The 21,719-nt window shown below is 67.7% G+C and carries 18 protein-coding genes; 10 read left to right on the top strand and 8 right to left on the bottom strand.

Annotated elements, in window-relative coordinates; all coding sequences use genetic code 11:
- Positions 1 to 2 precede the first annotated feature (2 nt).
- The 5 genes from rnpA (at position 3) to AC5P56_RS15245 (ending at position 7,597) form a co-directional block, all read left to right on the top strand.
- The gene (gene rnpA / locus AC5P56_RS15265) at positions 3 to 497 is read left to right on the top strand and encodes a ribonuclease P protein component (protein WP_080053031.1); all 495 of its coding nucleotides are present in this window, start codon (positions 3 to 5) and stop codon (positions 495 to 497) included.
- Positions 497 to 2,212, top strand: a complete 1,716-nt coding sequence (gene yidC, locus AC5P56_RS15260; RefSeq protein WP_014648955.1) for a membrane protein insertase YidC — start codon at positions 497 to 499, stop codon at positions 2,210 to 2,212. The genes rnpA and yidC overlap by 1 nt, the downstream gene beginning before the upstream one ends.
- A gap of 115 nt (positions 2,213 to 2,327) precedes the next feature.
- Positions 2,328 to 5,000, top strand: coding sequence for a polysaccharide deacetylase family protein (locus AC5P56_RS15255; protein WP_053494814.1), 2,673 nt, complete (start codon positions 2,328 to 2,330; stop codon positions 4,998 to 5,000).
- 3 nt (positions 5,001 to 5,003) lie between these two features.
- Positions 5,004 to 6,353, top strand: coding sequence for a tRNA uridine-5-carboxymethylaminomethyl(34) synthesis GTPase MnmE (gene mnmE, locus AC5P56_RS15250; protein WP_288496434.1), 1,350 nt, complete (start codon positions 5,004 to 5,006; stop codon positions 6,351 to 6,353).
- A 137-nt stretch (positions 6,354 to 6,490) separates the two neighbouring features.
- The gene (locus tag AC5P56_RS15245; protein WP_197605461.1) at positions 6,491 to 7,597 is read left to right on the top strand and encodes a glycerophosphodiester phosphodiesterase; all 1,107 of its coding nucleotides are present in this window, start codon (positions 6,491 to 6,493) and stop codon (positions 7,595 to 7,597) included.
- Between the two features lie 153 nt (positions 7,598 to 7,750).
- Here the strand turns inward: AC5P56_RS15245 and AC5P56_RS15240 are convergent, their stop codons facing one another.
- Positions 7,751 to 8,521: a rhomboid family intramembrane serine protease gene (locus tag AC5P56_RS15240; RefSeq protein ID WP_032958447.1), complete on the bottom strand. Its 771-nt coding sequence runs from the start codon at positions 8,519 to 8,521 to the stop codon at positions 7,751 to 7,753.
- 106 nt (positions 8,522 to 8,627) lie between these two features.
- Positions 8,628 to 9,590, bottom strand: coding sequence for a TerC family protein (locus tag AC5P56_RS15235; RefSeq protein WP_014648950.1), 963 nt, complete (start codon positions 9,588 to 9,590; stop codon positions 8,628 to 8,630).
- A gap of 386 nt (positions 9,591 to 9,976) precedes the next feature.
- On the opposite strand from AC5P56_RS15235, the gene AC5P56_RS15230 reads away from it, so the two are divergent.
- Positions 9,977 to 11,146 carry a class I SAM-dependent rRNA methyltransferase gene (locus tag AC5P56_RS15230; protein WP_014648949.1) on the top strand — a complete coding sequence of 390 codons (1,170 nt, stop codon included), beginning with the start codon at positions 9,977 to 9,979 and terminating at the stop codon, positions 11,144 to 11,146.
- Between the two features lie 135 nt (positions 11,147 to 11,281).
- The gene (locus AC5P56_RS15225; RefSeq protein WP_049442541.1) at positions 11,282 to 12,523 is read left to right on the top strand and encodes a dipeptidase; all 1,242 of its coding nucleotides are present in this window, start codon (positions 11,282 to 11,284) and stop codon (positions 12,521 to 12,523) included.
- Between the two features lie 82 nt (positions 12,524 to 12,605).
- On the opposite strand, the gene AC5P56_RS15220 is transcribed toward AC5P56_RS15225, so the two are convergent.
- Together AC5P56_RS15220 and AC5P56_RS15215 are read right to left on the bottom strand one after the other, a co-directional pair.
- Positions 12,606 to 14,033, bottom strand: a complete 1,428-nt coding sequence (locus AC5P56_RS15220) for an amino acid permease (protein ID WP_049442542.1) — start codon at positions 14,031 to 14,033, stop codon at positions 12,606 to 12,608.
- Positions 14,034 to 14,208: 175 nt separating this feature from the next.
- The gene (locus AC5P56_RS15215; RefSeq protein WP_126411549.1) at positions 14,209 to 15,204 is read right to left on the bottom strand and encodes an aldo/keto reductase; all 996 of its coding nucleotides are present in this window, start codon (positions 15,202 to 15,204) and stop codon (positions 14,209 to 14,211) included.
- A gap of 121 nt (positions 15,205 to 15,325) precedes the next feature.
- Here AC5P56_RS15215 and AC5P56_RS15210 point away from each other — a divergent pair, with 121 nt between their 5' ends.
- Entirely contained in the window at positions 15,326 to 16,228 is a 903-nt protein-coding gene (locus tag AC5P56_RS15210; RefSeq protein WP_032958441.1) for a LysR family transcriptional regulator, read from the top strand.
- A 23-nt stretch (positions 16,229 to 16,251) separates the two neighbouring features.
- Here AC5P56_RS15210 and AC5P56_RS15205 read toward each other — a convergent pair whose 3' ends face one another.
- The 3 genes from AC5P56_RS15205 to AC5P56_RS15195 are packed head-to-tail and all read right to left on the bottom strand — an operon-like array spanning position 16,252 to position 18,302.
- Positions 16,252 to 16,689 carry a hypothetical protein gene (locus AC5P56_RS15205; RefSeq protein ID WP_288496428.1) on the bottom strand — a complete coding sequence of 146 codons (438 nt, stop codon included), beginning with the start codon at positions 16,687 to 16,689 and terminating at the stop codon, positions 16,252 to 16,254.
- A complete protein-coding gene (leuE, locus tag AC5P56_RS15200) occupies positions 16,686 to 17,315 on the bottom strand; it encodes a leucine efflux protein LeuE (RefSeq protein WP_005411716.1) in 630 nt (209 codons plus the stop codon). Before leuE ends, AC5P56_RS15205 begins: the two co-directional genes overlap by 4 nt.
- Before the next feature lie 15 nt (positions 17,316 to 17,330).
- A complete protein-coding gene (locus AC5P56_RS15195) occupies positions 17,331 to 18,302 on the bottom strand; it encodes a LysR family transcriptional regulator (protein ID WP_288496427.1) in 972 nt (323 codons plus the stop codon).
- 91 nt (positions 18,303 to 18,393) lie between these two features.
- On the opposite strand from AC5P56_RS15195, the gene AC5P56_RS15190 reads away from it, so the two are divergent.
- Entirely contained in the window at positions 18,394 to 19,401 is a 1,008-nt protein-coding gene (locus AC5P56_RS15190; RefSeq protein WP_014648942.1) for a zinc-binding alcohol dehydrogenase family protein, read from the top strand.
- A 67-nt stretch (positions 19,402 to 19,468) separates the two neighbouring features.
- Here AC5P56_RS15190 and AC5P56_RS15185 read toward each other — a convergent pair whose 3' ends face one another.
- The gene (locus AC5P56_RS15185) at positions 19,469 to 20,074 is read right to left on the bottom strand and encodes a glutathione S-transferase family protein (RefSeq protein ID WP_111205872.1); all 606 of its coding nucleotides are present in this window, start codon (positions 20,072 to 20,074) and stop codon (positions 19,469 to 19,471) included.
- 55 nt (positions 20,075 to 20,129) lie between these two features.
- Between AC5P56_RS15185 and AC5P56_RS15180 the strand changes: the two genes are divergently transcribed.
- Positions 20,130 to 21,698: a DNA recombination protein RmuC gene (locus AC5P56_RS15180; protein ID WP_069118218.1), complete on the top strand. Its 1,569-nt coding sequence runs from the start codon at positions 20,130 to 20,132 to the stop codon at positions 21,696 to 21,698.
- The last annotated feature ends 21 nt before the right edge of the window (positions 21,699 to 21,719 follow it).

Below are 21,719 nucleotides of genomic sequence, written 5' to 3'. Positions count from 1 at the left end.
CCATGCCGCACCCCGCGGCAGACGCAATCCCTTCGACAGTGAATACTGCAGACCCGCGCAAGCGATTCCCTCGCTCTGCGCGGGTTCGCACGCGTGCCGAATATTCAACGGTCTTCAACGGCGCCCGCCGTGTGTCCGATCCGCTGATGACCCTGCACTGGCTGCCGGCTGACCGGCCGGCCAGGCTGGGTCTGGCGGTTTCCCGCAAGGTTGATCCGAACGCCGTGGGGCGTAACCGGATCAAGCGCGTCCTGCGCGACATCCTGCGTCAGACACGTACCGAAATCCAGCCAGGCGACTTCGTCGTCGTGGCGCGTAGTGCTGCGCGTTCCGCCAGCAACGACGAGATCCGCCAGGCCTTCCTGCGCCTGCTGCGTCGCCTGCGTGCATTGCCCGCGCCGGGCGTGGACGGCACAATGCCGCCGCCTGATGGCATCGCAACTCCTTCTTTGACCGAGCCGGCATCGCGTCCCGGCCCCGCCGAGCCTGTCCGCTGATGAACCAGACCCGCGTATTCCTCATTTTTGCCTGGCTGATGGTGGCCGTGCTGCTGTGGATGGAGTGGAGCCGTGAAAAGGCTGCTCCGACCCCGGCACCGACGACCACGTCGGCCCCGGCTGCTGCACAGAGTGTTCCGGGCGCGACCCCGGGCAGCATCCCCAGCGCGCAGGTCCCGGGTGCGCCGGGCCAGGCCGCTGTGCAGGCCCAAGCCAGCGCCACCCCGGCCAGCCAGCGCGTGACCGTCACCACCGACGTGCTGCGCCTGGTACTGGACGGCGGCCGTGTGCTCGATGCCGAGCTGCTGCAGTTCCCGCAGACCAAGGACGAAGGCAGCCCGCCGGTTCGCCTGCTGACCGAAGACCCCGCGCATCCGTACAGCGCGATCAGTGGCTGGGCCAGCGAAGACAAGAACACCCCGGTTCCCGGCGCTGACGGCTTCAAGCTGGTCGGTGATACCAAGGACTTCGTGCTGGCCAAGGGCCAGAACGAACTGCAGATCCCGTTCGTGTGGACCGCCGACAACGGCGTGACCATCAAGCGCACCCTGACCGTCTCGCGCAACGAGTACGCCGTGCGCTTCAAGGACGAAGTCAGCAATGCCGGCGCCGCACCGTGGAACGGCTACGTCTACCGCACCCTGGACCGCACCCCGACCATCCTGTCGCGGAGCATGACCAACCCGGATTCGTTCAGCTTCAACGGCGCCACCTGGTACGACAACGACAAGAAGTACCAGCGTCGTGCGTTCAAGGATTACCTGGACGACGGCGCACTGAACCAGAACATCACCGGCGGCTGGCTGGCGATGCTGCAGCATCACTTCTTCACCGCCTGGATCCCGCAGAAGGACCAGACCGCGCACTACGTGCTGTCGCAGGTGGCCGGTCGTGACCTGATTGAAGCGCGTGGCCCGGCCTTCACCGTGGCCCCGGGCCAGTCCACCAGCACCGAGGCCCGCCTGTGGGTCGGCCCGAAGCTGGTCAACCTGATCGCCAAGGAAGACGTGCCGGGCCTGGACCGCGTGGTCGACTACAGCCGCTTCTCGATGATGGCGGTGATCGGCCAGGGCCTGTTCTGGGTGCTGAACCAGGTGCACAAGCTGGTCGGCAACTGGGGCTGGGCGATCGTCGGCCTGGTGGTGCTGCTGAAGCTGGTGCTGTACCCGCTGTCGGCGACCCAGTACAAGAGCGGTGCCAAGATGCGCCGCTTCCAGCCGCGCATCGCGCAGCTGAAGGAACGCTATGGCGATGACCGCCAGAAGTTCCAGACCGCGATGATGGAGCTGTACAAGAAGGAAAAGATCAATCCGATGGGCGGCTGCCTGCCGATCCTCATCCAGATGCCGATCTTCTTCGCCCTGTACTGGGTGCTGGTGGAATCGGTCGAACTGCGCCAGGCGCCCTGGTTCGGCTGGATCCAGGACCTGACCGCACGCGACCCCTACTTCATCCTGCCGGTCATCAACGTGGCAGTGATGTGGTTCACCCAGAAGCTGACCCCGGCACCGGGCATGGACCCGATGCAGCAGAAGATGATGCAGTTCATGCCGCTGGTGTTCGGCGTCATGATGGCCTTCATGCCGTCCGGCCTGGTCCTGTACTGGGTGGTCAACGGTGGCCTGGGCCTGCTGCAGCAGTGGTGGATGACCAAGCGCCATGGCGGCGAGCCGGTTGCGGCCACCACCGCTCCGGCCCCGGTCAAGAAGAAGTAATCGGTAGAGCCGGCCGCTGGCCGGCTGACCCCAGCAAAAGCCCGCCGCAAGGCGGGCTTTTCGCATGCGGCGGTAGAATCGCCGGCACACCGTTCCTCCCACCTTCGAGTCCGCCATGCCGCGTGCGTCGTCGTTCCGCCTGTTCCTGCCCTCGCTGTTGTTGACCCTGGTTGTTGCCGGCTGCGGCGACAAGGACGCGAAGGCGCCGGCGACCACCGTCACCCAGCCAAGCGCGCAGGCCGCGGCCGCCGCCGATCCGGCCGCCGCGCCGTTGCTGGCGGCGCTGCAGAAGCAGCTCGACGGCTACCGCCGGATCATCGTGCTGCTGGCAGACGAGGAACAGCAATCGGCCGCCGACCGCGGCACCTCCACGCGTGTGGGCCAGCAGCTGTTCCACGATGGCCTGGAACAGCGCACGGCGATCGCCGCGCAGTTCGACACCCTGCTGCGCGGCTCCAGCCCGCAGCGCTTCGCCACCCTCGGCACCGTGCTGGACTACATCGAGTCGGCGCCGGAACTGTTCGACGCCGACCGCCTGGCCTTCCGCGAAGTGCTGCGTGATCTGCATGAGCGGGTCGGCACTGATTCGTCGCTGCCGGCGGTGAAGCTGCACCAGCGCATCGGCGAGGACCTGGAGGCACTCGACGAGATCGAGCGAAACTACAACCAGGAACTGACCCGCATCTTCAGCCGCTTCGAGCGCACCCGTGCCATCGAGCTGAAGCGTGAGAAGTGGGACGACTACATCGCCCACCTGCACAAGGACTACAGCCGCGAAGCGATCCTGCGCGACTACGGCGTGATCGAGCCCTACCCGATGTCGATGAAGGACAGCGACCGCGAGATCTTCGGCCGCGACCTGCCGGCCAAGACCGTGGTGCTGACCTTCGACGATGGCCCGCACAAGGCCTATACCGATGAAGTGGTGGCCATCCTCAAGCGCTACGACGTGCCGGGCGTGTTCTTTGAAGTGGGCCGCAACCTTGGCAAGGTCGAGGCCGATGGCAAGGTCAGCCTCGGCCCGATGGCGAAGATCAGCCGCAACCTGATGGAAGAGGGCTATGCGGTCGGCAACCACAGCCTGACCCACGCCCAGCTGTCGCGCACCACCGGTGACGCGCTGCGCCAGCAGGTGCTCGACACCGACACGCTGCTGAAGGATGTCGACAGCAAGCGCGCGCCGCTGTTCCGTTTCCCGTATGGCGCGCGCAATGCCGAAGGCCTGCAGCTGCTCAACGAGGCCGGGCTGAAGTCGATCATGTGGAACATCGACTCGATGGACTGGGCCGACCCGGTACCGGAATCGATCGTGCAGCGCGTGCTAGACCAGGTGAACAAGGAACAGCGCGGCATCATCCTGTTCCACGACATCCACGATCGTGCGGTGAAGGCGCTGCCGCAGATCCTCGACCGGCTGATCGCCGATGGTTACCAGTTCGCCGGCTGGAACGGCCGTGACTTCACTGTCGCCCGTGCGCGCAAGGGTGAAGCCGGTGCCGCCACGGTCACCACCGGCTACGAGAAGTCCTGGGCGATCGTGGTCGGCATCGACAACTATGCCAAGTGGCCGAAGCTGGAGTACGCCAGCCACGACGCGCAGGCGGTGGCCGATACCCTGACCGGGCAGTTCGGCTTCCCGTCCTCGCAGGTGATCGTGCTGAAGAACGAGCAGGCGACCCGCAACAACATCCTCGCGGCCTTCCACGATCGCCTGGCAGATGACCGCACCGGCAAGAACGACCGCGTGTTCGTGTTCTTCGCCGGCCATGGCGCGACCCGCCAGCTCGCTTCCGGGCGCGACCTGGGCTACATCATTCCGGTCGATTCGGACCCGAAGGAATTCGCCACCGACGCCATCGCGATGACTGACATCCAGAACATTGCCGAGAGCATGCAGGCCAAGCATGTGATGTTCGTGATGGATGCCTGCTACAGCGGCCTGGGCCTGACCCGCGGTGGCCCGTCGTCGTCGTCGTTCCTGCGCGAGAACGCGCGTCGCAGCGCGCGGCAGATGCTGACCGCCGGTGGTGCCGACCAGCAGGTGGCCGATGCTGGCCCCAACGGCCATTCGGTGTTCACCTGGGTGCTGTTGCAGGCGCTGGCCGGCAAGGGCGACCTCAACGGCGACGGCCTGATCACCGGTACCGAGCTGGCCGCCTACGTGGCGCCGGCCGTATCGGCGGTCTCGCACCAGACCCCGGCCTTCGGCAGCCTGCCCGGTTCGCAGGGCGGCGAGTTCGTGTTCCAGGTGCCGGACAGCCAGGAATTCCTCAACGCCGATACGCGCCAGCTGACCGCCGATGCGATCGCGCTGAACAACAAGGTGGATGCGGCCAGCGAGGCCAAGGGCAGCCAGGCGCCGGTGACGGTGGCCGACCTGCAGGGTGGCAAGGCCAAGCTGGTGGTGCCCACCGCTGGCCCGGCGTCAGACCGCCAGCGCGCGCAGCAGGCCAACGACCGCGGCCTGCAGCTGTACCGCGAGAAGCAGTACGACGAGGCAGCCGCGCAGTTCGCCGAAGCGCTGAAGCTGCGTCCTGATTTCGCCCAGGCCGCCAACAACCTCGGCTTCGTCTACTACCGCCAGCAGCGCTATGCAGAAGCCGCGCGCTGGCTGGAGAACACGCTGAAGATCGACCCGTCGCGCGCGGTGGCCCATCTGAACCTGGGCGATGCCTACTTCAACGCCGGCGACAAGGCCAAGGCGAAGCAGGCCTACACCACCTACCTGGCGCTGCAGCCGCAGGGCAGCGGCGCGGCCCAGGCGCGCGCGCAGCTGGAGAAGCTCTGAGCCATGAACGACGCGATCCGCACCGACACCATCGTGGCCATCGCCAGCGCCCCCGGCGCCGGCGGTGTCGGCCTGTTGCGCCTGTCCGGTCCGCGCGCTGCGGCGATTGCCAATGCGCTGGGGGCGCCTGCACTGCGCCCGCGCCACGCGCACTACGCGCGCCTGCGTGATGCCGACGGCGAGGTCATCGACGATGGCATCGTGCTGTGGTTCCCGGCACCGAACAGTTTCACCGGCGAAGAGGTGGTGGAACTGCAGGGCCATGGCAGCCCGGTGCTGCTGCAGCAGCTGGTCGCGCGCTGCATCGCGCTCGGTGCGCGCCAGGCGCGGCCGGGTGAGTTCAGCGAACGGGCGTTCCTCAACGGCAAGCTGGACCTGGCCCAGGCCGAGGCCATCGCCGACCTGATCGCCGCGGGCGACAACCGTGCCGCACGCGCGGCGCGTCGTTCACTGGATGGCGTGTTCTCGCGCCGCATCGATGCGGTGGTCGAGCAGCTGGTGCTGCTGCGCATCCACGTGGAAGCGGCCATCGACTTCGCCGACGAACCGCTGGATACCCTCGGTGGCGCGCAGGTGCGGCGTGGGCTGGAACAGGCGCGCAGCGATCTGGCCATTCTGCGCCGCGATGCCGAACGCGGCCGTCGCCTGCGCGATGGCCTGCACGCGGTGCTGATCGGTCCGCCGAATGCGGGCAAGAGTTCACTGCTCAACGCGCTGGCCGGCAGCGAACGCGCCATCGTCACCGACATCGCCGGCACCACCCGCGACACCCTGCGCGAAACCATCCGCCTGGATGGCCTGGAGCTGACCCTGGTCGACACCGCCGGCCTGCGCGACGGCGGCGACGCCATCGAACGCGAAGGCATGCGCCGCGCCCACGTGGAAATCGAGCGCACCGACCTGGCGCTGATCGTGCTGGATGCGCGCGATCCGGCGGCCGGTGAAGCGGCGCTGGGCGAGGCCGTGGCGGCGGTACCGCACAAGGTCTACATCCACAACAAGTCGGATCTGCTGGCGGCGTTGCCGTCGCTGGCTGATCCGGATCGGGTGTTCGTTTCGGCCGCCACCGGCGCCGGGCTCGACGATCTGCATGCGCGCCTGCGTTCGATTGCTTCGGCCGGTGCCGGTGAGCAGGTGGACGGCGAGTTCTCCGCGCGCACGCGCCACGTGGATGCGATTGAACGCGCGCAGGAACATGCGCAGCGCGCCGATGGCGAGCTGGCGCACGAGCACCTGGAGCTGGCCGCCGAGGAACTGCGGCTGGCCCACGATGCGCTGGGTGAGGTCACCGGGCAGATGAGTGCCGATGATCTGCTGGGGAGGATCTTCTCCAGTTTCTGCATCGGCAAGTAACTGTAGAGCCGAGCCCATGCTCGGCTGTTCTGCCCGTCAGCCGAGCATGGGCTCGGCTCTACAGGGACTGGCTTCCCCCACCTGTCACATTGCCGCCGCATACTGACGCCCATCACATACCGCTTGGGGAAGTCGCAGTGAAGTCGTGGGGTTGTGCGTTGCTGTTGTCGCTGGCCGTGGCACCATCGGTGGCCATGAGTGCTGAATCCTCCACCCCGGCCGTGCCCAAGGTGTCGGTCTACGGCCATCGCGGGGCAAGCGCACTGCTGCCCGAGCACACCCTGGCCTCGTATGCGCAGGCCATCGCCGATGGCGCCGACTACATCGAACCGGACCTGGTGATGACCAGGGACGGGGTGATGGTGGCCCGCCACGAGAACGAGATCGGCGGCACCACCGACGTCGCCTCGCATCCGGAGTTCGCCAGCCGCCGCACCCGCAAGGTGATCGATGGGCAGCAGGTCGAGGGCTGGTTCACCGAGGACTTCACCCTGGCCGAGCTGAAGACCCTGTACGCCCGTGAGCGCCTGCCGGAACTGCGCAGCACCGCCTACGACGGCCAGTTCCGCATCGCCAGCCTGGACGAGATCCTGGCCTTCCTGGTGCAGCAGGCCGGGCGCGCCAACCGTGGCATCGGCCTCGTGCCGGAGATCAAGCACCCGACCTATTTCCAGTCCATCGGCCTGCCGATGGAAGACAAGCTGCTGGCCGCACTGCGTGGCAACGCGTACACCAATGTCGGCCCGGTCACGATCCAGTCATTCGAGACTGCCAACCTGCGCTACCTGCATGGCAAGATCGGCCGGGGCAGCAACATCCGCCTGCTGCAGCTGCTGTGGAAGGGCGATACCCAGCCGGCCGACATCGCCAAGGCCGGCGGCACGCTGACCTACGCACAGATGATGACCCCGGCCGGGCTGAAGGACATCGCCGCCTACGCCGATGGCATCGGCCCCGAGCTGCGCTCGATCATTCCGCTGGATGCCAAGGGCGCGCTGGGTACGCCGACCTCGCTGGTACATGATGCGCACGCGGCCGGCCTGATGGTGATTCCGTACACCTTCCGCCCGGAGAACCATTTCCAGCCCAGCAACCTGCGCAAGGGCGCCGACAACGCGCGCAACGTCGAAGGCTCGATCGCCGAGATGCGCGCCTACCTGGCGACCGGCATCGATGCCTTCTTCACCGATGATCCGGCGCTGGGCCGGCAGGCGGTGGATGGGATGGGCACAGCGGGGAACTGAGCGATCAACGCGCCGGGCATGGCCCGGCGCTACCCGGGGGCCGGTGTGCTCTGGTAGGTGCCAACCTTGGTTGGCACGCAACAACCGCGCCGACCAAGGTCGGCCACTACCGGTTCATGAGGTTGCCGGCCAGCGGCCGGCACGACCGTCCCCTCAACCGCGCGGCTCGTCCGGCCGGCGGAACGGGATCACCACGTAGTCCTGGCCCTCGCGCGGCTGCCACAGCACCGGCACGCGCTGCGGTGACGGCGGCTCCAGCTCGTCGTCGGCCAGCGGCTCGGCCTCGTCTTCTTCGTCTTCCCAGCTGTAGCGCTGGCGCGGCGGCAGCGGATCGGCGTTGCGGAACAGCAGCGCGGCGATGATGCCGGCGAAGGCGCCGCCCATGTGCGACTGCCAGGACACGCCATCGGCATGCGGCAGGATGGTCATCAGCATGCCGCCATAGAACAGCATGCCGATCAGGCCGGTGGCGATTGCCGCACGGTCGCGGCGCAGCAGGCCGAGGCTGGCCAGCAGGAACATCAGGCCATGGGTCACGCCACTGGCACCCAGGTGCACGCTGCCCGGATTGCCCAGCATCCACGCGCCGAGGCCTGAACCCAGCCACAGCAGGGGCAGGGCGCGCACGGTGGCTTTGGGATACACACTGCCGGCCAGGGTGCCGAGGATCAGGATGGCGATGCTGTTGGCGGCGATGTGCTCGACCGAGGCATGCAGCATCGGGCCGCCGATCAGGCCGAGCAGGCCCTTGGCTTCCAGTGGCGCAACCGCCCACGGTCGCCAGTCGAACGTGCCCTGCAGGGCGAACACGGCCACCAGCACCAGCACGGCCGCCAGGCTGACATTGAACGCCCGCAGGATGCGCGAGCGGTCATTGCGGGGGGCCGGCACGTCGCCGGCGGGCAGGGGCGTGTTGTTGTCCATACCTCAGCAATGGCGGTGGCTGGCGCGAAACCAAGGCCACTGTTGCGGGAGAGTGGGTGCGGCCGGCGGGACAATCCCGCCGGCCGCGCCTTCCCACCGCTCAGGCTCAGGCGTGGCCCGAGCCTTCCTTCGGCGGGTACTTCAGGCTCAGCACCACGGTGGCGGCGATGATCACCGCGACCACGCCCAGCGACACCGGGGTCGGGATCTTGAACAGGTCGATGATCATCATCTTGATGCCGATGAAGGCCAACACCAGCGCCAGGCCGTACGGCAGCAGGTGGAAGCGGTCGGCCATGCCGGCCAGCAGGAAGAACATCGCACGCAGGCCCAGCACCGCGAACACGTTGGAGGTGAGCACGATGAACGGGTCGGTGGTGATCGCGAAGATCGCCGGGATGCTGTCCACGGCGAAGATCACGTCGGTGACCGCGATCAGGATCAGCACCGCGAACAGCGGGGTGAACCAGCGCACGCCATCGCGCTTCACGCTCAGCGCATTGCCGGCGTAGTCCGGCAGCAGGCGCAGGTGCTTGCGCATCCAGCGCAGGGCGGGGTTGGTTTCCAGATCCGGTTCCTGGCCGGCGGCGAACCACATCTTCCAGCCGGTGAACAGCAGGAAGGCACCGAACACGTAGAGCAGCCAATGGAACTGGCTGATCAGCACGCTGCCGGCGAAGATCATGATCGTACGCAGCACGATCGCACCCAGGATGCCGATGATCAGCACCTTCTGGCGCTGCTCCTCCGGTACTGCGAAGTAGCTCATGATCATCAGGAACACAAAGATGTTGTCGACCGCCAGCGCCTTCTCGACCAGGTAGCCGGTCAGGAATTCGAGGCCGACCTTGTTGGCCACCACCTGGCCGGCGGTCTCATTCAGGTAGTACCAGAGGCCAGCGTTGAACAGCAGGGCCAGCGCGACCCAGCCGATCGACCACCACAGGGCTTCCTTGAAGGTGACCTTGTGCGGTCCACCATGGCGCATCAACACGAGGTCGACCAGCAGGGCGATGACCACCACCGCTGCGAAGCCGCCCCACAACCACACGTTACCGATCGTCTGCATTGGGAATGTCCGTTGGAAAGATGAATGCCAGGCCGGACGGCGAGGATCTGCAACGGAGGATCGGGAGGGGGATCCAGGGACAGAGCTTCGCCAGTACGGCGAAGGTCTCGCTCGCAGTTCCAGTCGGCTGGAACTGCCGTTGCACCGGAGCCTGCGGGCTCGAAATGACGGCGACAACGTCTGGGAGCTACTCCCCTTCTGGCGCCGATTCTGCCGTCTGGCTGGGCCGACGTCAAATGGGGGACGAGGGGTCGGATCCCCGTAGGGGCTCTGACCCCATTCCCGAGCCCGTTCCGGCCTGGTGGGTGCCAACCTTGGTTGGCACGCCGGCGGGGGTCAGAGCCCCTTCGGGGATCTGACCCCGGCGCCCGGTTTACAATGGGTGGATGAATACCCCCCTTCCGATTGTCCGCCTCAAGAATGCGTGGCGCTCCAGCCACCCGTGGATCTTCCAGAAACTGGTCGAGAAGCCGACCGTCCGGCCCAAGCCCGGTTCCATCGTCGACGTGGTCGGCATTGATGGCGAGTTCGTTGGCCGCGGGTTCTACAACGGGCATTCGCGTATTGCCGTGCGCATCCTTGAGACCGACCAGAACGTGCCGGTGGATGCCGGCTGGTTCTCGCGCAAGATTGCCCAGGCGGTGTCGCTGCGCCGTGAGGTGCTCAAGCTCGACGCGGTCTCCGACGCCTGGCGCGTGGTGCACAGCGAAGGCGACGGCCTGTCCGGCCTGGTGGTGGATCGCTACGGCGACCTGGTGGTGGTCGAATTCTTCGCCGCCGGCATGTTCCGCCACCGCGAGTGGATCTACGACGCCCTGCGCGAGCAGTTCCCGGGTTGCCGCTTCCACAGCTTCGCCGATGAGCACGTGCAGAAACAGGAAAGCTTCGATTTCCACGGCAATACCACCACCGAAGCGTCGGTGATCACCGAGTACGGCATCAAGTTCCGCGCCGACCCGGCAGGTGCGCACAAGACCGGCTTCTTCGCCGACCAGCGCGAGAACCGCGAGTGGCTGAGCCAGCAGGTGGAAGGCAAGCGCGTGCTGGATCTGTGCTGCAACACCGGCGGTTTTGCGGTGTACGCGGCGGCGCGAGGCGCCTCGGAAGTGGTCGGCATCGACATCGATGAAGACGTCATCCAGATCGCCAAGGGCAATTCGCGCCTGAACAACGTGCGCCCGAAGTTCGTCCAGTCCGACATCTTCCCGTGGCTGCGTGATGCGGCCAATCGTGGCGAGCAGTACGACGTGGTGATCCTGGACCCGGCGAAGATGACCCGCGACCGCGACCAGGTCATCACTGCGCTGAAGAAGTACCTGGACATGAACAAGCTGGCGCTGGGCGTGGTCAAGCCGGGCGGCCTGTTCGCCACGTTCTCCTGCACCGGCCTGGTGGCCGAGGACCAGTTCCTCGACATGCTGCGCCGCGCGGCGTATTTCTCCGGCCGCACGATCCAGATCCTGAAGGTGGCCGGCGCCGGTCCGGACCACCCGTTCATGGCCCACGTGCAGGAATCGCGTTACCTGAAGGCCGTGTTCTGCCGCGTGGTGGACTGACCGCGTCACTGCCGATCTCTGTAGAGCCGAGCCCACGCTCGGATGATCTGTCTGGCAGCCGAGCATGGGCTCGGCTCTACAAAAAGGCCGGGTGCAGCGCTATGGTCGGGCTCTTCCCATTGCCGGTGAGAGCCCATGCCATCGTTGCGCCACCTGTCCGTCGTGCTCGCCGTGGCGCTGTGCGCGCCGCTTTCGGCTCACGCCATCGAGTTCAGCGCCGAGGAACTGGCCCGTGCCAAGGCGCTGCAGCAGCGCCTGGTCACGCTCGACAGCCACCTGGATACGCCGGCAAATTTCGGCCGGACCGGCTTCGACATCGAGCAGCGCCACGACCGCAACGCGCTTTCGCAGGTGGACTACCCGCGCATGGTCGAAGGTGCGCTCGATGGTGGTTTCTGGGCGATCTACACCGACCAGGGCGATCGCAGCGCAGCGGCCCACCTGGTCGAGCGTGACCACGGCCTGCAGCGACTGCTGGAAATCCGCGAGATGCTGGCGGCCAATCCCGCGCGCTTCGCGCTGGCACTGACCGCCGATGATGCTGCGCGGATCAAGGCCGCCGGCAAGCGCGTGGTCTACATCAGCATGGAAAACGCCAGCCCGCTGGTGGAAGACCCGAGCCTGCTCTCGTTCTACCATCGCGCCGGCCTGCGCCTGCTCAGCACCGTGCACTTCGCCAACAACGAGTTCGCCGATTCGGCCACCGACCCCAAGGGCGCGGAGTGGAAGGGCCTGAGCCCGGCCGGCAAGGAGCTGGTGCGGCAGGCAGTGAAGCTGGGCATCGTGATCGACCAGTCGCATGCCTCGGACGCGGTGTTCGACGACCTGCTGGCGATGATGCCGGTGCCCTTCGTGCTGTCGCACAGCTCGGCCAAGGCGGTGTACGACCACCCGCGCAATCTTGATGACGCGCGGCTGCGCAAGCTGGCCAAGGCCGGCGGCGTGATCCAGGTGAACGCCTATGGCGGCTACCTGATCGACACGGCGAAGACACCCGAGCGCAAGCAGGCCGAAGAAGCGCTGAGCAGGCAGCTGGGCGGCTGGGAAGGCATGGGCATCGAGCAGGGCGTGGCCCTGCTGAAAGCCGAACAGGCACTGGACCATGAACACCCCGTGCGGCATGCCAGCCTGGACGACTTCTTCGCCCACTTCGAGCACATCCTCAAGGTGGTCGGCCCCGAGCACGTGGGTATCGGCCTGGACTGGGATGGCGGCGGCGGCCTGAGTGACCTGCCCGATGTCAGCCAGCTGCCGAAGATCACCGCCTGGCTGCTGCGCAAGGGCTATACCGAGCAGCAGATTGCCGGCATCTGGGGCGGCAACCTGCTGCGGGTGATGCGCCAGGCGCAGGATTACGCCGCAAAGCAGGGCGGTTGACCGCCCTGCGGTGGTGCCGGCCGCTGGCCGGCACAACAGGATACGAGTTGCCGGCCAGCGGCCGGCACCACCGGCGAGCCGGTTATTTCGCGATCAGTGCGTGGCGGCGGCTGTACAGGAAGTACAGCACCAGGCCGGCCACGTTCCACAGCAGGAAGTACAGCTGGGTGCTGTGCGGCAGGCTGAGGAACAGGTAGATGCAGCCCAGCGCGGCCAGCGGGCCGACCACGAAAGCAGCCGGCGTACGGAAGCTGCGCTCGCGGTTCGGTTCGCGCAGGCGCAGCACCACCAGGCAGACGCCCACTGCAGTGAACGCGGCCAGGGTACCGGCATTGGCCAGCGCGGCGATCTCGTCCAGGCGGGCCACGCCGGCCAGCGCCGACACCACCACCGCAGTGAACAGCGTGGTCGCCACCGGCGTGCCGGTACGCGCGTTGACCTTGGACAGGCCACGCGGCAGCAGGCCGTCGCGGCTCATCACGAAGAAGATGCGGCTCTGGCCGTACAGGAAGGCCAGCAGCACGGTCGGCAGCGCGATGATCGCAATCACGCCGATCACCATCGCCGCTGTCGGATGGCCCAGCTGGCGCATGATCAGCGCCAGCGGCTCGGCGCTGTGCCCGAACACGGCGTAGCTCATCGCACCCACTGCGGCCAGCGCCACCAGCACGTAGACAATGGTGCAGCCGATCATCGAACCGATGATGCCGATCGACAGGTCACGGCCCGGGTTCTTGGTCTCCTCCGCAGCAGTGGAGATCGCATCGAAGCCGTAGAAGGCGAAGAAGATGATCGCCGCTGCCGCCATCACGCCGTGCTCGACGCCATCGGGGCCCATCGACTTGGCAAAGCCATACGGCATGAACGGCTGCAGGTTGGCGCTGTCGAACGCAGGCAGGGCCACGGCCACGAAGATCGCCAGCGCGATCAGCTTGAACACCACCAGGATGGCATTGAGCGTGGCGCTTTCCTTGGTCCCGGCCATCAGCATGCCGGCCACCAGCCAGGTGATGATGATCGCCGGCAGGTTGATCATGCCGCCTTCCACGTGCGGGCCGGCTGCCAGCCAGGCCGGCAGGTGCACGTTCCAGCCGAACTGGGTGTGGACCCATTCGAGGAAGCCGACGAAGTAGCCGGACCAGCCCACCGCCACCGTACTCACCACCAGCGAGTACTCCAGGATCAGGCTCCAGCCCACCACCCAGGCGAACACCTCGCCCAGCGCACTGTAACTGTAGGTGTAGGCGCTGCCGGCGGCCGGCATCATCGTCGACAGCTCGGCATAGGACAGCGCCGCACAGGCGCAGACCGCACCGGCGATGGCGAAGGAGATCAGCACGGCCGGGCCGGCCAGGTTGGCACCGACGCCGATCAGCGTGTAGATGCCGGTGCCGACGATGGCACCGATGCCCAGTGCGATCAGGTGCGGCCAGCTGAGCGTCGGGATCAGGCGCCTGCCGGCTTCGTGGACGGTGACGGAATCTAGGGACTTGCGCCGGAACAGGGACATGCAGGCCTCGGAAGGGGTGACTAAGAACGACAAGTTCCCGAGTGTGACCGAACGCAGCGCAGCATTACCACTGACGGGGGTCATGCATGGCGGGGCACGCGCTGCGCCCCGGCCAGGCTGCCGGAATCGGCATAATCCGGCGGCAGCCACCGGTGTACGTTCGTCCCGGCCCCCGCTAGGACTCGATGTTGGCCATGCCGCTGTCCGAATAGCGTTCGCCGGCCGCGGCATGCAGCGGGAAGGCCGCATCCAATGCGTCCAGCGTGGCCGCATCCAGTTCCACCTGCAGTGCAGCGAGGTTCTCGTCCAGCCGTGCCCGCCGCGTCGTGCCCGGGATCGGCACGATGTGCCCGCCGCGCGACAGCACCCAGGCCAGCGCCAGCTGCGAGGCAGCGATGCCGCGCTCGGCGGCCAGCGCCTGCACGGTGTCCACCAATGCCAGGTTGCGCTGGAAGTTTTCGCCTTCGAAGCGGGGCGAGGTGCGCCGGTAATCGTCGGCGTCGAAGTCGTCCGGGCTGCGGATGGCGCCGGTCAGGAAGCCACGGCCCAGCGGCGAATACGGCACGAAGCCGATGCCCAGCTCCGCCGTGGTGGCCAGCACTCCGTTCTGCTCCGGCTCGCGCGACCACAGCGAGTACTCGCTCTGCACCGCCGTGATCGGGTGCACCGCATGGGCGCGGCGGAGGGTGGCCGCCGAGGCCTCGGACAGGCCCAGCCAGCGCACCTTGCCCTGTTCCACCAGGCGTGCCATGGCACCCACGGTGTCCTCGATCGGCACGGTCGGGTCGACGCGGTGCTGGTAGTACAGGTCGATGTGGTCCACGCCCAGGCGACGCAGGCTGGCCTCGCAGGCGGCCTGCACATAGTCCGGGTGGCCGTTGATCTGCCGCGCCTTCGGGTCAGCCGGGTCCAGGCCGATGCCGAACTTGCTGGCCAGGAACACCTGGTTGCGGCGGCCGGCAATCGCGCGACCGACCAGCACCTCGTTGGTGTGCGGGCCATACACATCGGCGGTGTCGAGCAGGGTCACGCCACGGTCCAGCGCGTGCCGGATGACGGCAATGCCGTCATCGTCACTGCCGCGGCCGCCGTAATACGCGCTCATGCCCATGCACCCCAGGCCGAGGGCGGACACGGTGGGGCCGGCGGGGCCGAGAGTACGGGTCTTCATGTGGATCTCCTTGGGGAAGGCGCCACGTCTGGATGGGCAGTGGCGAGGGGCACAGCATCCTCCACGCCATCATGTGGATAAACTGCGTGTCACCGGACTTACCTTGAAGGCTGCCTTCACAATGGATGCCTCCGTCCCGCTCACTGCTGTGGTCGCTTTCGTCCACGTGGCCGAGCACGCCAGCTTTACCCGCGCCGCCGATGCCCTGGGTGTGTCGACCTCGGCGCTGTCGCAGAGCGTGCGCGCGCTGGAAGCGCGGATGGGCGTGCGGCTGCTGCAGCGGACCACGCGGCGGGTCAACCTGACCGAGCACGGCGCGCGTTTCCTGCAGCGCGTGCGCGGCGGCCTGGACCAGATCGACCAGGCATTTGCCGAACTGGACAGCGCGCGCTCGGTGCCTGCCGGGCGGCTGCGCGTGACCCTGCCGCGCATCGTCGCCGATCGCATGGTGCTGCCGCGGCTGCCCGACTTCCTTGCGCGTTACCCGCAGGTGCAGGTGGAACTGTGCGTCGACCCCGCGCTGACCGATCTGGTGGCCGAGGGCTTCGACGCCGGCATCCGCCTGGGCGAATCACTCGCACAGGGCATGATCGCGGTGCCGGTCGGGCCACCCGAGCGGCAGGTGGTGGTAGCCACGCCGGCCTATTTCGAACGCCATGGCGTGCCGCAGACCCCGCATGACCTGCAGGGCCACGCCTGCATCGTGCACCGGCTGGCCAACGGCCGGCTGATGCCCTGGGAGTTCAGCCGCGACGGCCACGACCTGGACGTGCAAGTGAGCGGGCGGCTGGTGTTCAACGATGCCGGCGTCGCCCATGGTGCCGTGCTGGCGGGTCTGGGAATGGCCCAGGGCTTCGCCTCGTTGATGGCCGACGACATCAACGCTGGGCGACTGCAGAGCGTGCTGCAGGACTGGCAGCCGCCATTCCCCGGCTTCCACCTGTACTACCCCGCGCGTGAGCAGATGGCGCCCAAGCTGCGGGTGTTCATCGACCACCTGCGCGCGGAGATGCACGACCGGTAGATGCCAACCTTGGTTGGCATGCTTCAATCGACCACGCGCGCCGCTACGCCTCCCGGCCAATGGCAGCCATCCTCCTGCCACGCCTCGCCGTCATCGTGGAAGGTGGTGCGACGGCCATCACGGGCGCGTTCGTAGCTCAGATCCAGTACCAGCGCGCCCTGCGTGCTCAGCAGGTAGCGGCCGTTGAGGCGCCCGTCGATGCGCTCTTCCCACACGCTGTCGAACTGGTACGGGCGATCCTCGGCCAGCACCGTGGTCTCCATCGAGATCCGGTGCAGGGGCAGGCGCTCGCGCTGGCCGGCGTAACGCACGTCGGCCCGGCCGTCTTCCAGCCAGCGCCATTCCAGGTGGATGTTGTCGTTGCGACCGCCCGTCAGGCAGCGATGGTCCTGCACGGTGCCGGCAGAGGCGGCACCGGCCAGCAGCAGGGTCATGCCGAGCAGTGGCAGCCGCCCGTTCATCCGTTCAGCCCCAGGCGGATGCCGAACCCCACCAGGAACAGGCCGGCCACGCGGCGCAGCGCATCGCTGATCCGCGGGTGCTGGATCAACCGGCGGCGGGCCAGGTTGCCCACGCCGATCAGCATCGAGCAGTAGGCGATGCTGACCACCAGGATGATGCCGGCCAGCGCGGCGAAGGTGGCGATGCCCTGGTGCGCCTTCGGATCGATGAACAACGGCAGGAAGGCCATGTAGAACAGGATCGCCTTCGGGTTGAGCAGGCTGACCAGGATCGCCTGCTGGAAGTAGCGGCCGGGTTGCATGCGGATCGGGCCGGCGTCGCCGCCCTCGTGCTTGGGCGTGCGCAGCAGGCTGATGCCGACCCACACCAGGTAGGCCGCACCGAGGTACTGCACGGCGTGGAATACCAGAGGATTGGCCTTGAGTAGCGCCGCCACGCCGGCCAGCGCCAGCCACATCAGGATCTGGTCGCCGACCAGCAGGCCGGCCAGTGCGGTGTAGCCGCCGCGCACGCCGCCACGGCCGGTGGCAGTCAGCAGCGTGAAGGTACCGGGACCGGGCAGGGCGAGAAACACCAGCACGGCGACCAGAAACGTCCACAGGTCCTGGATGCCCATCCACGGCATGGCGGTGCTCTTCTGTTACGGGGGGCCGCCATTGTCGGCCAGCGCTGCGGCGGGCGACAGGGGGCCGGTGGGGCCAACCGGCATCCCGGACAGCAGCGGTTGCAGGTGCTGGCGCAGCTGCGCGTGCAGCTGCCGCACGGCGGGTGAGAACTGCTTGCGATGCGGGCACACCAGCTGCAGCGGGATGCTGCTGCCAACGCCGTCCAGCAGCACCTGCAGGCGCCCGGCCAGCACATCCTCGCGCAGGTCCAGCCAGGACTTGTAGGTGATGCCTTCGCCGGCCACGGCCCAGCGCCGCACCACGTCGGCGTCGTCGCAGACCAGCGGGCCGCGTACCGGAACCACGCTGCGGCGCCCGTCCACCTCGAACGACCAGCGATCGTAGGCGCGGCCATTGAGTTGATAGAGCAGGCAGTCGTGCTCGCGCAGATCCTCCAGGCGCGTGGGCGGGCCACGCCGCTGCAGGTAGCCGGGTGAGGCGGCCAGCACGCGCCGGTTGCCTTCCAGCAGGGGCAGGGCTACGTAGTTGGCGTCATCGAAGTGGCCGATGCGGATGGCCACGTCGACCGGTTCGCGGAACACGTCGGCGACCTCGTCGGACAGGCGCAGGTGCAGGCGCAGCCGCGGGTGCGCGGCGCGGAACGCGCTCAGCCAGGGCAACAGCAGGTTGCGGCCGAAGTCCGACGGCGCCGACAGCTGCAGGATGCCGTGCAGCTCGGTGTCCTCGCCCTGCACGCGGGCCTGGCCTTCGCGCAGGGTGGCCAGCACCTCCTGCGCATACGGCAGGTAGAGCGCGCCCTCGCCGGTCAGGCGCAGGCTGCGGGTCGTGCGCACGAACAGGCGCAGGTCCAGCTCGCGCTCCAGCCGTGCCACCGCCGCAGCGACCTGCCCGGGCAGCAGGTCGGCCTCGCGGGCGGCCTGCGAGAAGCTGCCCAGCGCGGCAGTGCGGACGAACAGCTGCAGATCGTCGATGCGGATCATCTTCATCGCCAGAGTGAAAGTGCTGCCCGATTCTGCGCCTTTCCGAGGGAGCGCGCGCGGCGCAACCTGTCGCCTCCTTCCCCACTGGACCGCTGCCATGCGCGCCATTGCCTATACCCACGCCGGCCTGCCGATCGATGATGCCCGGGCCCTGATCGACATCGAACTGGAGCTGCCGCAGCCCGGCCCCCGCGACCTGCGCGTGGCGGTACGCGCGGTGGCGGTGAACCCGGTCGACACCAAGGTCCGCCGCGGCGTGGCCACCGATGGCCCGCGCGTACTGGGCTGGGACGCGGTCGGCATCGTCGACGCGGTGGGCAGCGAGGTGACCCTGTTCCAGCCCGGCGACGCGGTCTACTACGCCGGCGTCATCGACCGCCCGGGCAGCAATGCCGAGTACCAGCTGGTGGACGAGCGCAGCGTCGGGCGCAAGCCGGCCAGCCTCGATGATGCCGCCGCCGCGGCGCTGCCATTGACTGCCATCACCGCCTGGGAGCTGCTGTTCGACCGCCTGCGCATCCCCGAGGGTGGTGGCGAGGGCCAGACCCTGCTGGTGATCGGTGCTGCCGGTGGTGTCGGTTCGATCCTGGTGCAGCTGGCGCGGAAGCTGACCAGGCTGACCGTGATCGGCACCGCCTCGCGTCCGGATACCCAGGACTGGGCATACGCAATGGGCGCGCACCACGTGATCGACCACCGCCTGCCGCTGGCCGAGGGACTGGCGCGGCTCGGCATCAGCGAAGTGCAGCATGTGGCCAGCCTGACCCACTCCGACCAGTACTACGCGCAGATCGTGGAACTGCTGGCGCCGCAGGGCCAGCTGGGGCTGATCGATGATCCTGGCCAGGTGGACGTGATGGCGCTCAAGCGCAAGGCGTTGTCACTGCACTGGGAGTCGATGTTCACCCGGCCGCTGTACCGCACCGCCGACATGCAGCGCCAGCACGACCTGCTGAACCGTGTGGCCGAGCTGATCGACACGGGCGTGCTGCAGACCACGCTGGGCGAGCACTTCGGGCGCATCGACGCGGCCAACCTGCGGCGCGCCCACGCGCTGCTGGAGAGCCACCGCGCCAAGGGCAAGATCGTGCTGGAAGGCTGGTAAGGCCGGATCGTTCCCGCACCCTTGGGGTCAGATCCCTTTGCCCCGGGAAAGGGATCCGACCCCTGCCTCAGGCCACGCCGTTGTCGACGTGGGTGGTGAAACCCGGCTGCTGTCGCAGGCGCTCGAACCACGCCGCGAGGTGTGGCAGCACGGGCTTGTTGCCGGGCGTGCTGCGCCAGCGTTGGGTCGACAGCCCAAGCACGATGTCGGCCAGAGTGAAGGTGTTGCCCGCCACGTAGCCGTCGGTAGTGGCCAGCTGTGCATCAAGGACAGCCATCAGCCGGTTCCACTGCGCCAGGCTGGCTGCGGCGCGGGCGTCATCCGGGTAATCCGGATGCTGGCGCACGCGCGCCATGAACACGTGGCGCCAGGCACTGTTGAGGTCGCTGGCCTGCCAGTCCATCCATTGTTCGACCCGCGCACGATCCTGTGCCGCGCGGGGCAGCAGGTCATCACGGCCAGCGCGTACGGCCAGGTAGCGGCAGATGCTGTTGGATTCCCACAGCACGAAGCCGCCATCGCGCAGCACCGGCACCTGCCGGTTCGGGTTCAGTGTGGCCAGCAGGTCCGCCGGCGGCGCTGGCTCGTGGTGAAGTGGCAGGTCGAGGCCGGCGCACAGCCAGAGCACCTTGCGCACGTTGATGGAGGTGGGTTTTCCGTACAGAGCGAGCATGGGGGCTTCCGGGGCAGACCGACCCAGCCTAGCGCAGCGGGGCTAAACTGGTCGCATGAATATCGAAGTCCTCATGATCCTGGCAGTGGTCCTGCTGCTGGCGACCCTGGTCGCGCTGGTGCTGCTGTGGCGTCGCAGTGCTGGCGGTGCACCCTCCGACGAACTGCAGCGGCTGCTGGACAGCGAACGCGAACAGCATCGCCTCGCCCTGGTCGATGCCGGCCAGCTGCGCGGCCGCCTCGATGCGCTGAGCGCTGAACTGGAGAACGAACGGAGCCGCAGCCAGCAGCACGCACAGGCCGTAACTACGCTGACCGCCCGGGTGGAGCGCGAAGCAGCGCTGTCGGCCAGTCGCGAAGCACAGCTGGCCGAACGTGAAGCGGCCCTGGCGCAGGCGCGCGCTGCCGTTGCGGAGACCAGCAGCGAGCTGCAGCAGGTGCAGCAGCGCTACCAGCAGTTGCACGGTGAACATGCCCGCGCGGTGGCCAATCTGCAGCACTCCGAACGGGCCAGTGCCGAACTGCGCAGCTATCTTGATACCGCCAAGGAAAAGCTGTCGGGCGCCTTCGCCGAACTGGCGGGCAAGGTGTTCGACGAACGCGGACAGCAGTTCGAGAAGAACGTGCGGCAGGCGACAGTGCAGTCACGCGCGGACATCGAGGGGCTGCTCAAGCCGTTCGCCGACAAGCTGGGCGATTTCCGCACCCGCGTCGATACGCTGTATGGCGAGGAAGCGCGGCAACGCGCCAGCCTGCTGGGTGCGGTGGGCGAACTGAAGACGCTCAACCAGGACATGGCGGCGCAGGCATCGGCGCTGACGAATGCGCTGAAGGGCAATGCCAAGGTCCGCGGCGACTGGGGCGAGCTGATGCTCGACAACGTACTGCGCGGATCGGGGCTGGAAGAGGGCGTGCACTACCAGCGTCAGAAGCATGCCGTGGATGACGAAGGTGCGCGCCTGCGACCGGACGTGGTGGTGCAGTTCCCCGACGAACGCAGCGTGGTGATCGACAGCAAGGTGAACCTGATCGCCTGGCAGGAAGCCATGAATGCCACTACCCCGGAGCAGTCGGAAGACGCGTTGCGCAGGCACGCGGTTGCGCTGCGCCAGCACGTTAAGGACCTGGGCGAGAAGAATTATCCGAAGGCGTTGGGCAGCGAGACGCTGGACATCACCATCGCCTTCGTTCCCATCGAGGGTGCCTTGTCAGCCGCACTGGGCGCCGATGGCAGCCTGCAGGCGTTCGCCTTCGACAACCGCGTGGTGTTCGCCTCGCCCAACACCCTGATGGCGCTGCTGCGCGTGGCCGAGCGCCTGTGGACGCGCGACAAGGTGCAGAAGCAGGCGCTGAAGATCAGTGAGGCCGGCGGTCTGGTGCTGGACGCCCTGACCGGGTTCCTGCAGGACTTCACCGCCATGGGCAAGAAGCTGGACGATGCCGGCAAGGCCTACGCCGATGCGCGCAATCGCCTGATCGATTCGCCGCAGTCGGCCATCAGCCGCGCCCGTCGGCTTGCCGAACTGGGCAGCAAGGCCAAGCGCGCGCTGCCCCCGGAGCTGACCCCGGACCCGATGCAGCAGCTGGGCGCGCCGGAGGACGACGAGGACGGCAATGCGGGTTGACACGTCCCGTGCACCTGCGCC

Source organism: Stenotrophomonas sp. YJH_SMC_131, assembly GCF_059367975.1.
Note: the sequence above shows the minus strand (reverse complement) of the source record. Positions and strands in the feature narration are given on the sequence as shown.

What these genes read in the sequence shown, in the direction of transcription:
- rnpA (WP_080053031.1), top strand. Translation starts at nt 3, where the DNA reads ATGCCGCACCCCGCGGCAGACGCAATCCCTTCGACAGTGAATACTGCA.
- yidC (WP_014648955.1), top strand. Translation starts at nt 497, where the DNA reads ATGAACCAGACCCGCGTATTCCTCATTTTTGCCTGGCTGATGGTGGCC.
- AC5P56_RS15255 (WP_053494814.1), top strand. Translation starts at nt 2,328, where the DNA reads ATGCCGCGTGCGTCGTCGTTCCGCCTGTTCCTGCCCTCGCTGTTGTTG.
- mnmE (WP_288496434.1), top strand. Translation starts at nt 5,004, where the DNA reads ATGAACGACGCGATCCGCACCGACACCATCGTGGCCATCGCCAGCGCC.
- AC5P56_RS15240 (WP_032958447.1), bottom strand. Translation starts at nt 8,521, where the DNA reads ATGGACAACAACACGCCCCTGCCCGCCGGCGACGTGCCGGCCCCCCGC.
- AC5P56_RS15235 (WP_014648950.1), bottom strand. Translation starts at nt 9,590, where the DNA reads ATGCAGACGATCGGTAACGTGTGGTTGTGGGGCGGCTTCGCAGCGGTG.
- AC5P56_RS15230 (WP_014648949.1), top strand. Translation starts at nt 9,977, where the DNA reads ATGAATACCCCCCTTCCGATTGTCCGCCTCAAGAATGCGTGGCGCTCC.
- AC5P56_RS15225 (WP_049442541.1), top strand. Translation starts at nt 11,282, where the DNA reads ATGCCATCGTTGCGCCACCTGTCCGTCGTGCTCGCCGTGGCGCTGTGC.
- AC5P56_RS15220 (WP_049442542.1), bottom strand. Translation starts at nt 14,033, where the DNA reads ATGTCCCTGTTCCGGCGCAAGTCCCTAGATTCCGTCACCGTCCACGAA.
- AC5P56_RS15215 (WP_126411549.1), bottom strand. Translation starts at nt 15,204, where the DNA reads ATGAAGACCCGTACTCTCGGCCCCGCCGGCCCCACCGTGTCCGCCCTC.
- AC5P56_RS15210 (WP_032958441.1), top strand. Translation starts at nt 15,326, where the DNA reads ATGGATGCCTCCGTCCCGCTCACTGCTGTGGTCGCTTTCGTCCACGTG.
- AC5P56_RS15205 (WP_288496428.1), bottom strand. Translation starts at nt 16,689, where the DNA reads ATGAACGGGCGGCTGCCACTGCTCGGCATGACCCTGCTGCTGGCCGGT.
- leuE (WP_005411716.1), bottom strand. Translation starts at nt 17,315, where the DNA reads ATGCCGTGGATGGGCATCCAGGACCTGTGGACGTTTCTGGTCGCCGTG.
- AC5P56_RS15195 (WP_288496427.1), bottom strand. Translation starts at nt 18,302, where the DNA reads ATGAAGATGATCCGCATCGACGATCTGCAGCTGTTCGTCCGCACTGCC.
- AC5P56_RS15190 (WP_014648942.1), top strand. Translation starts at nt 18,394, where the DNA reads ATGCGCGCCATTGCCTATACCCACGCCGGCCTGCCGATCGATGATGCC.
- AC5P56_RS15185 (WP_111205872.1), bottom strand. Translation starts at nt 20,074, where the DNA reads ATGCTCGCTCTGTACGGAAAACCCACCTCCATCAACGTGCGCAAGGTG.
- AC5P56_RS15180 (WP_069118218.1), top strand. Translation starts at nt 20,130, where the DNA reads ATGAATATCGAAGTCCTCATGATCCTGGCAGTGGTCCTGCTGCTGGCG.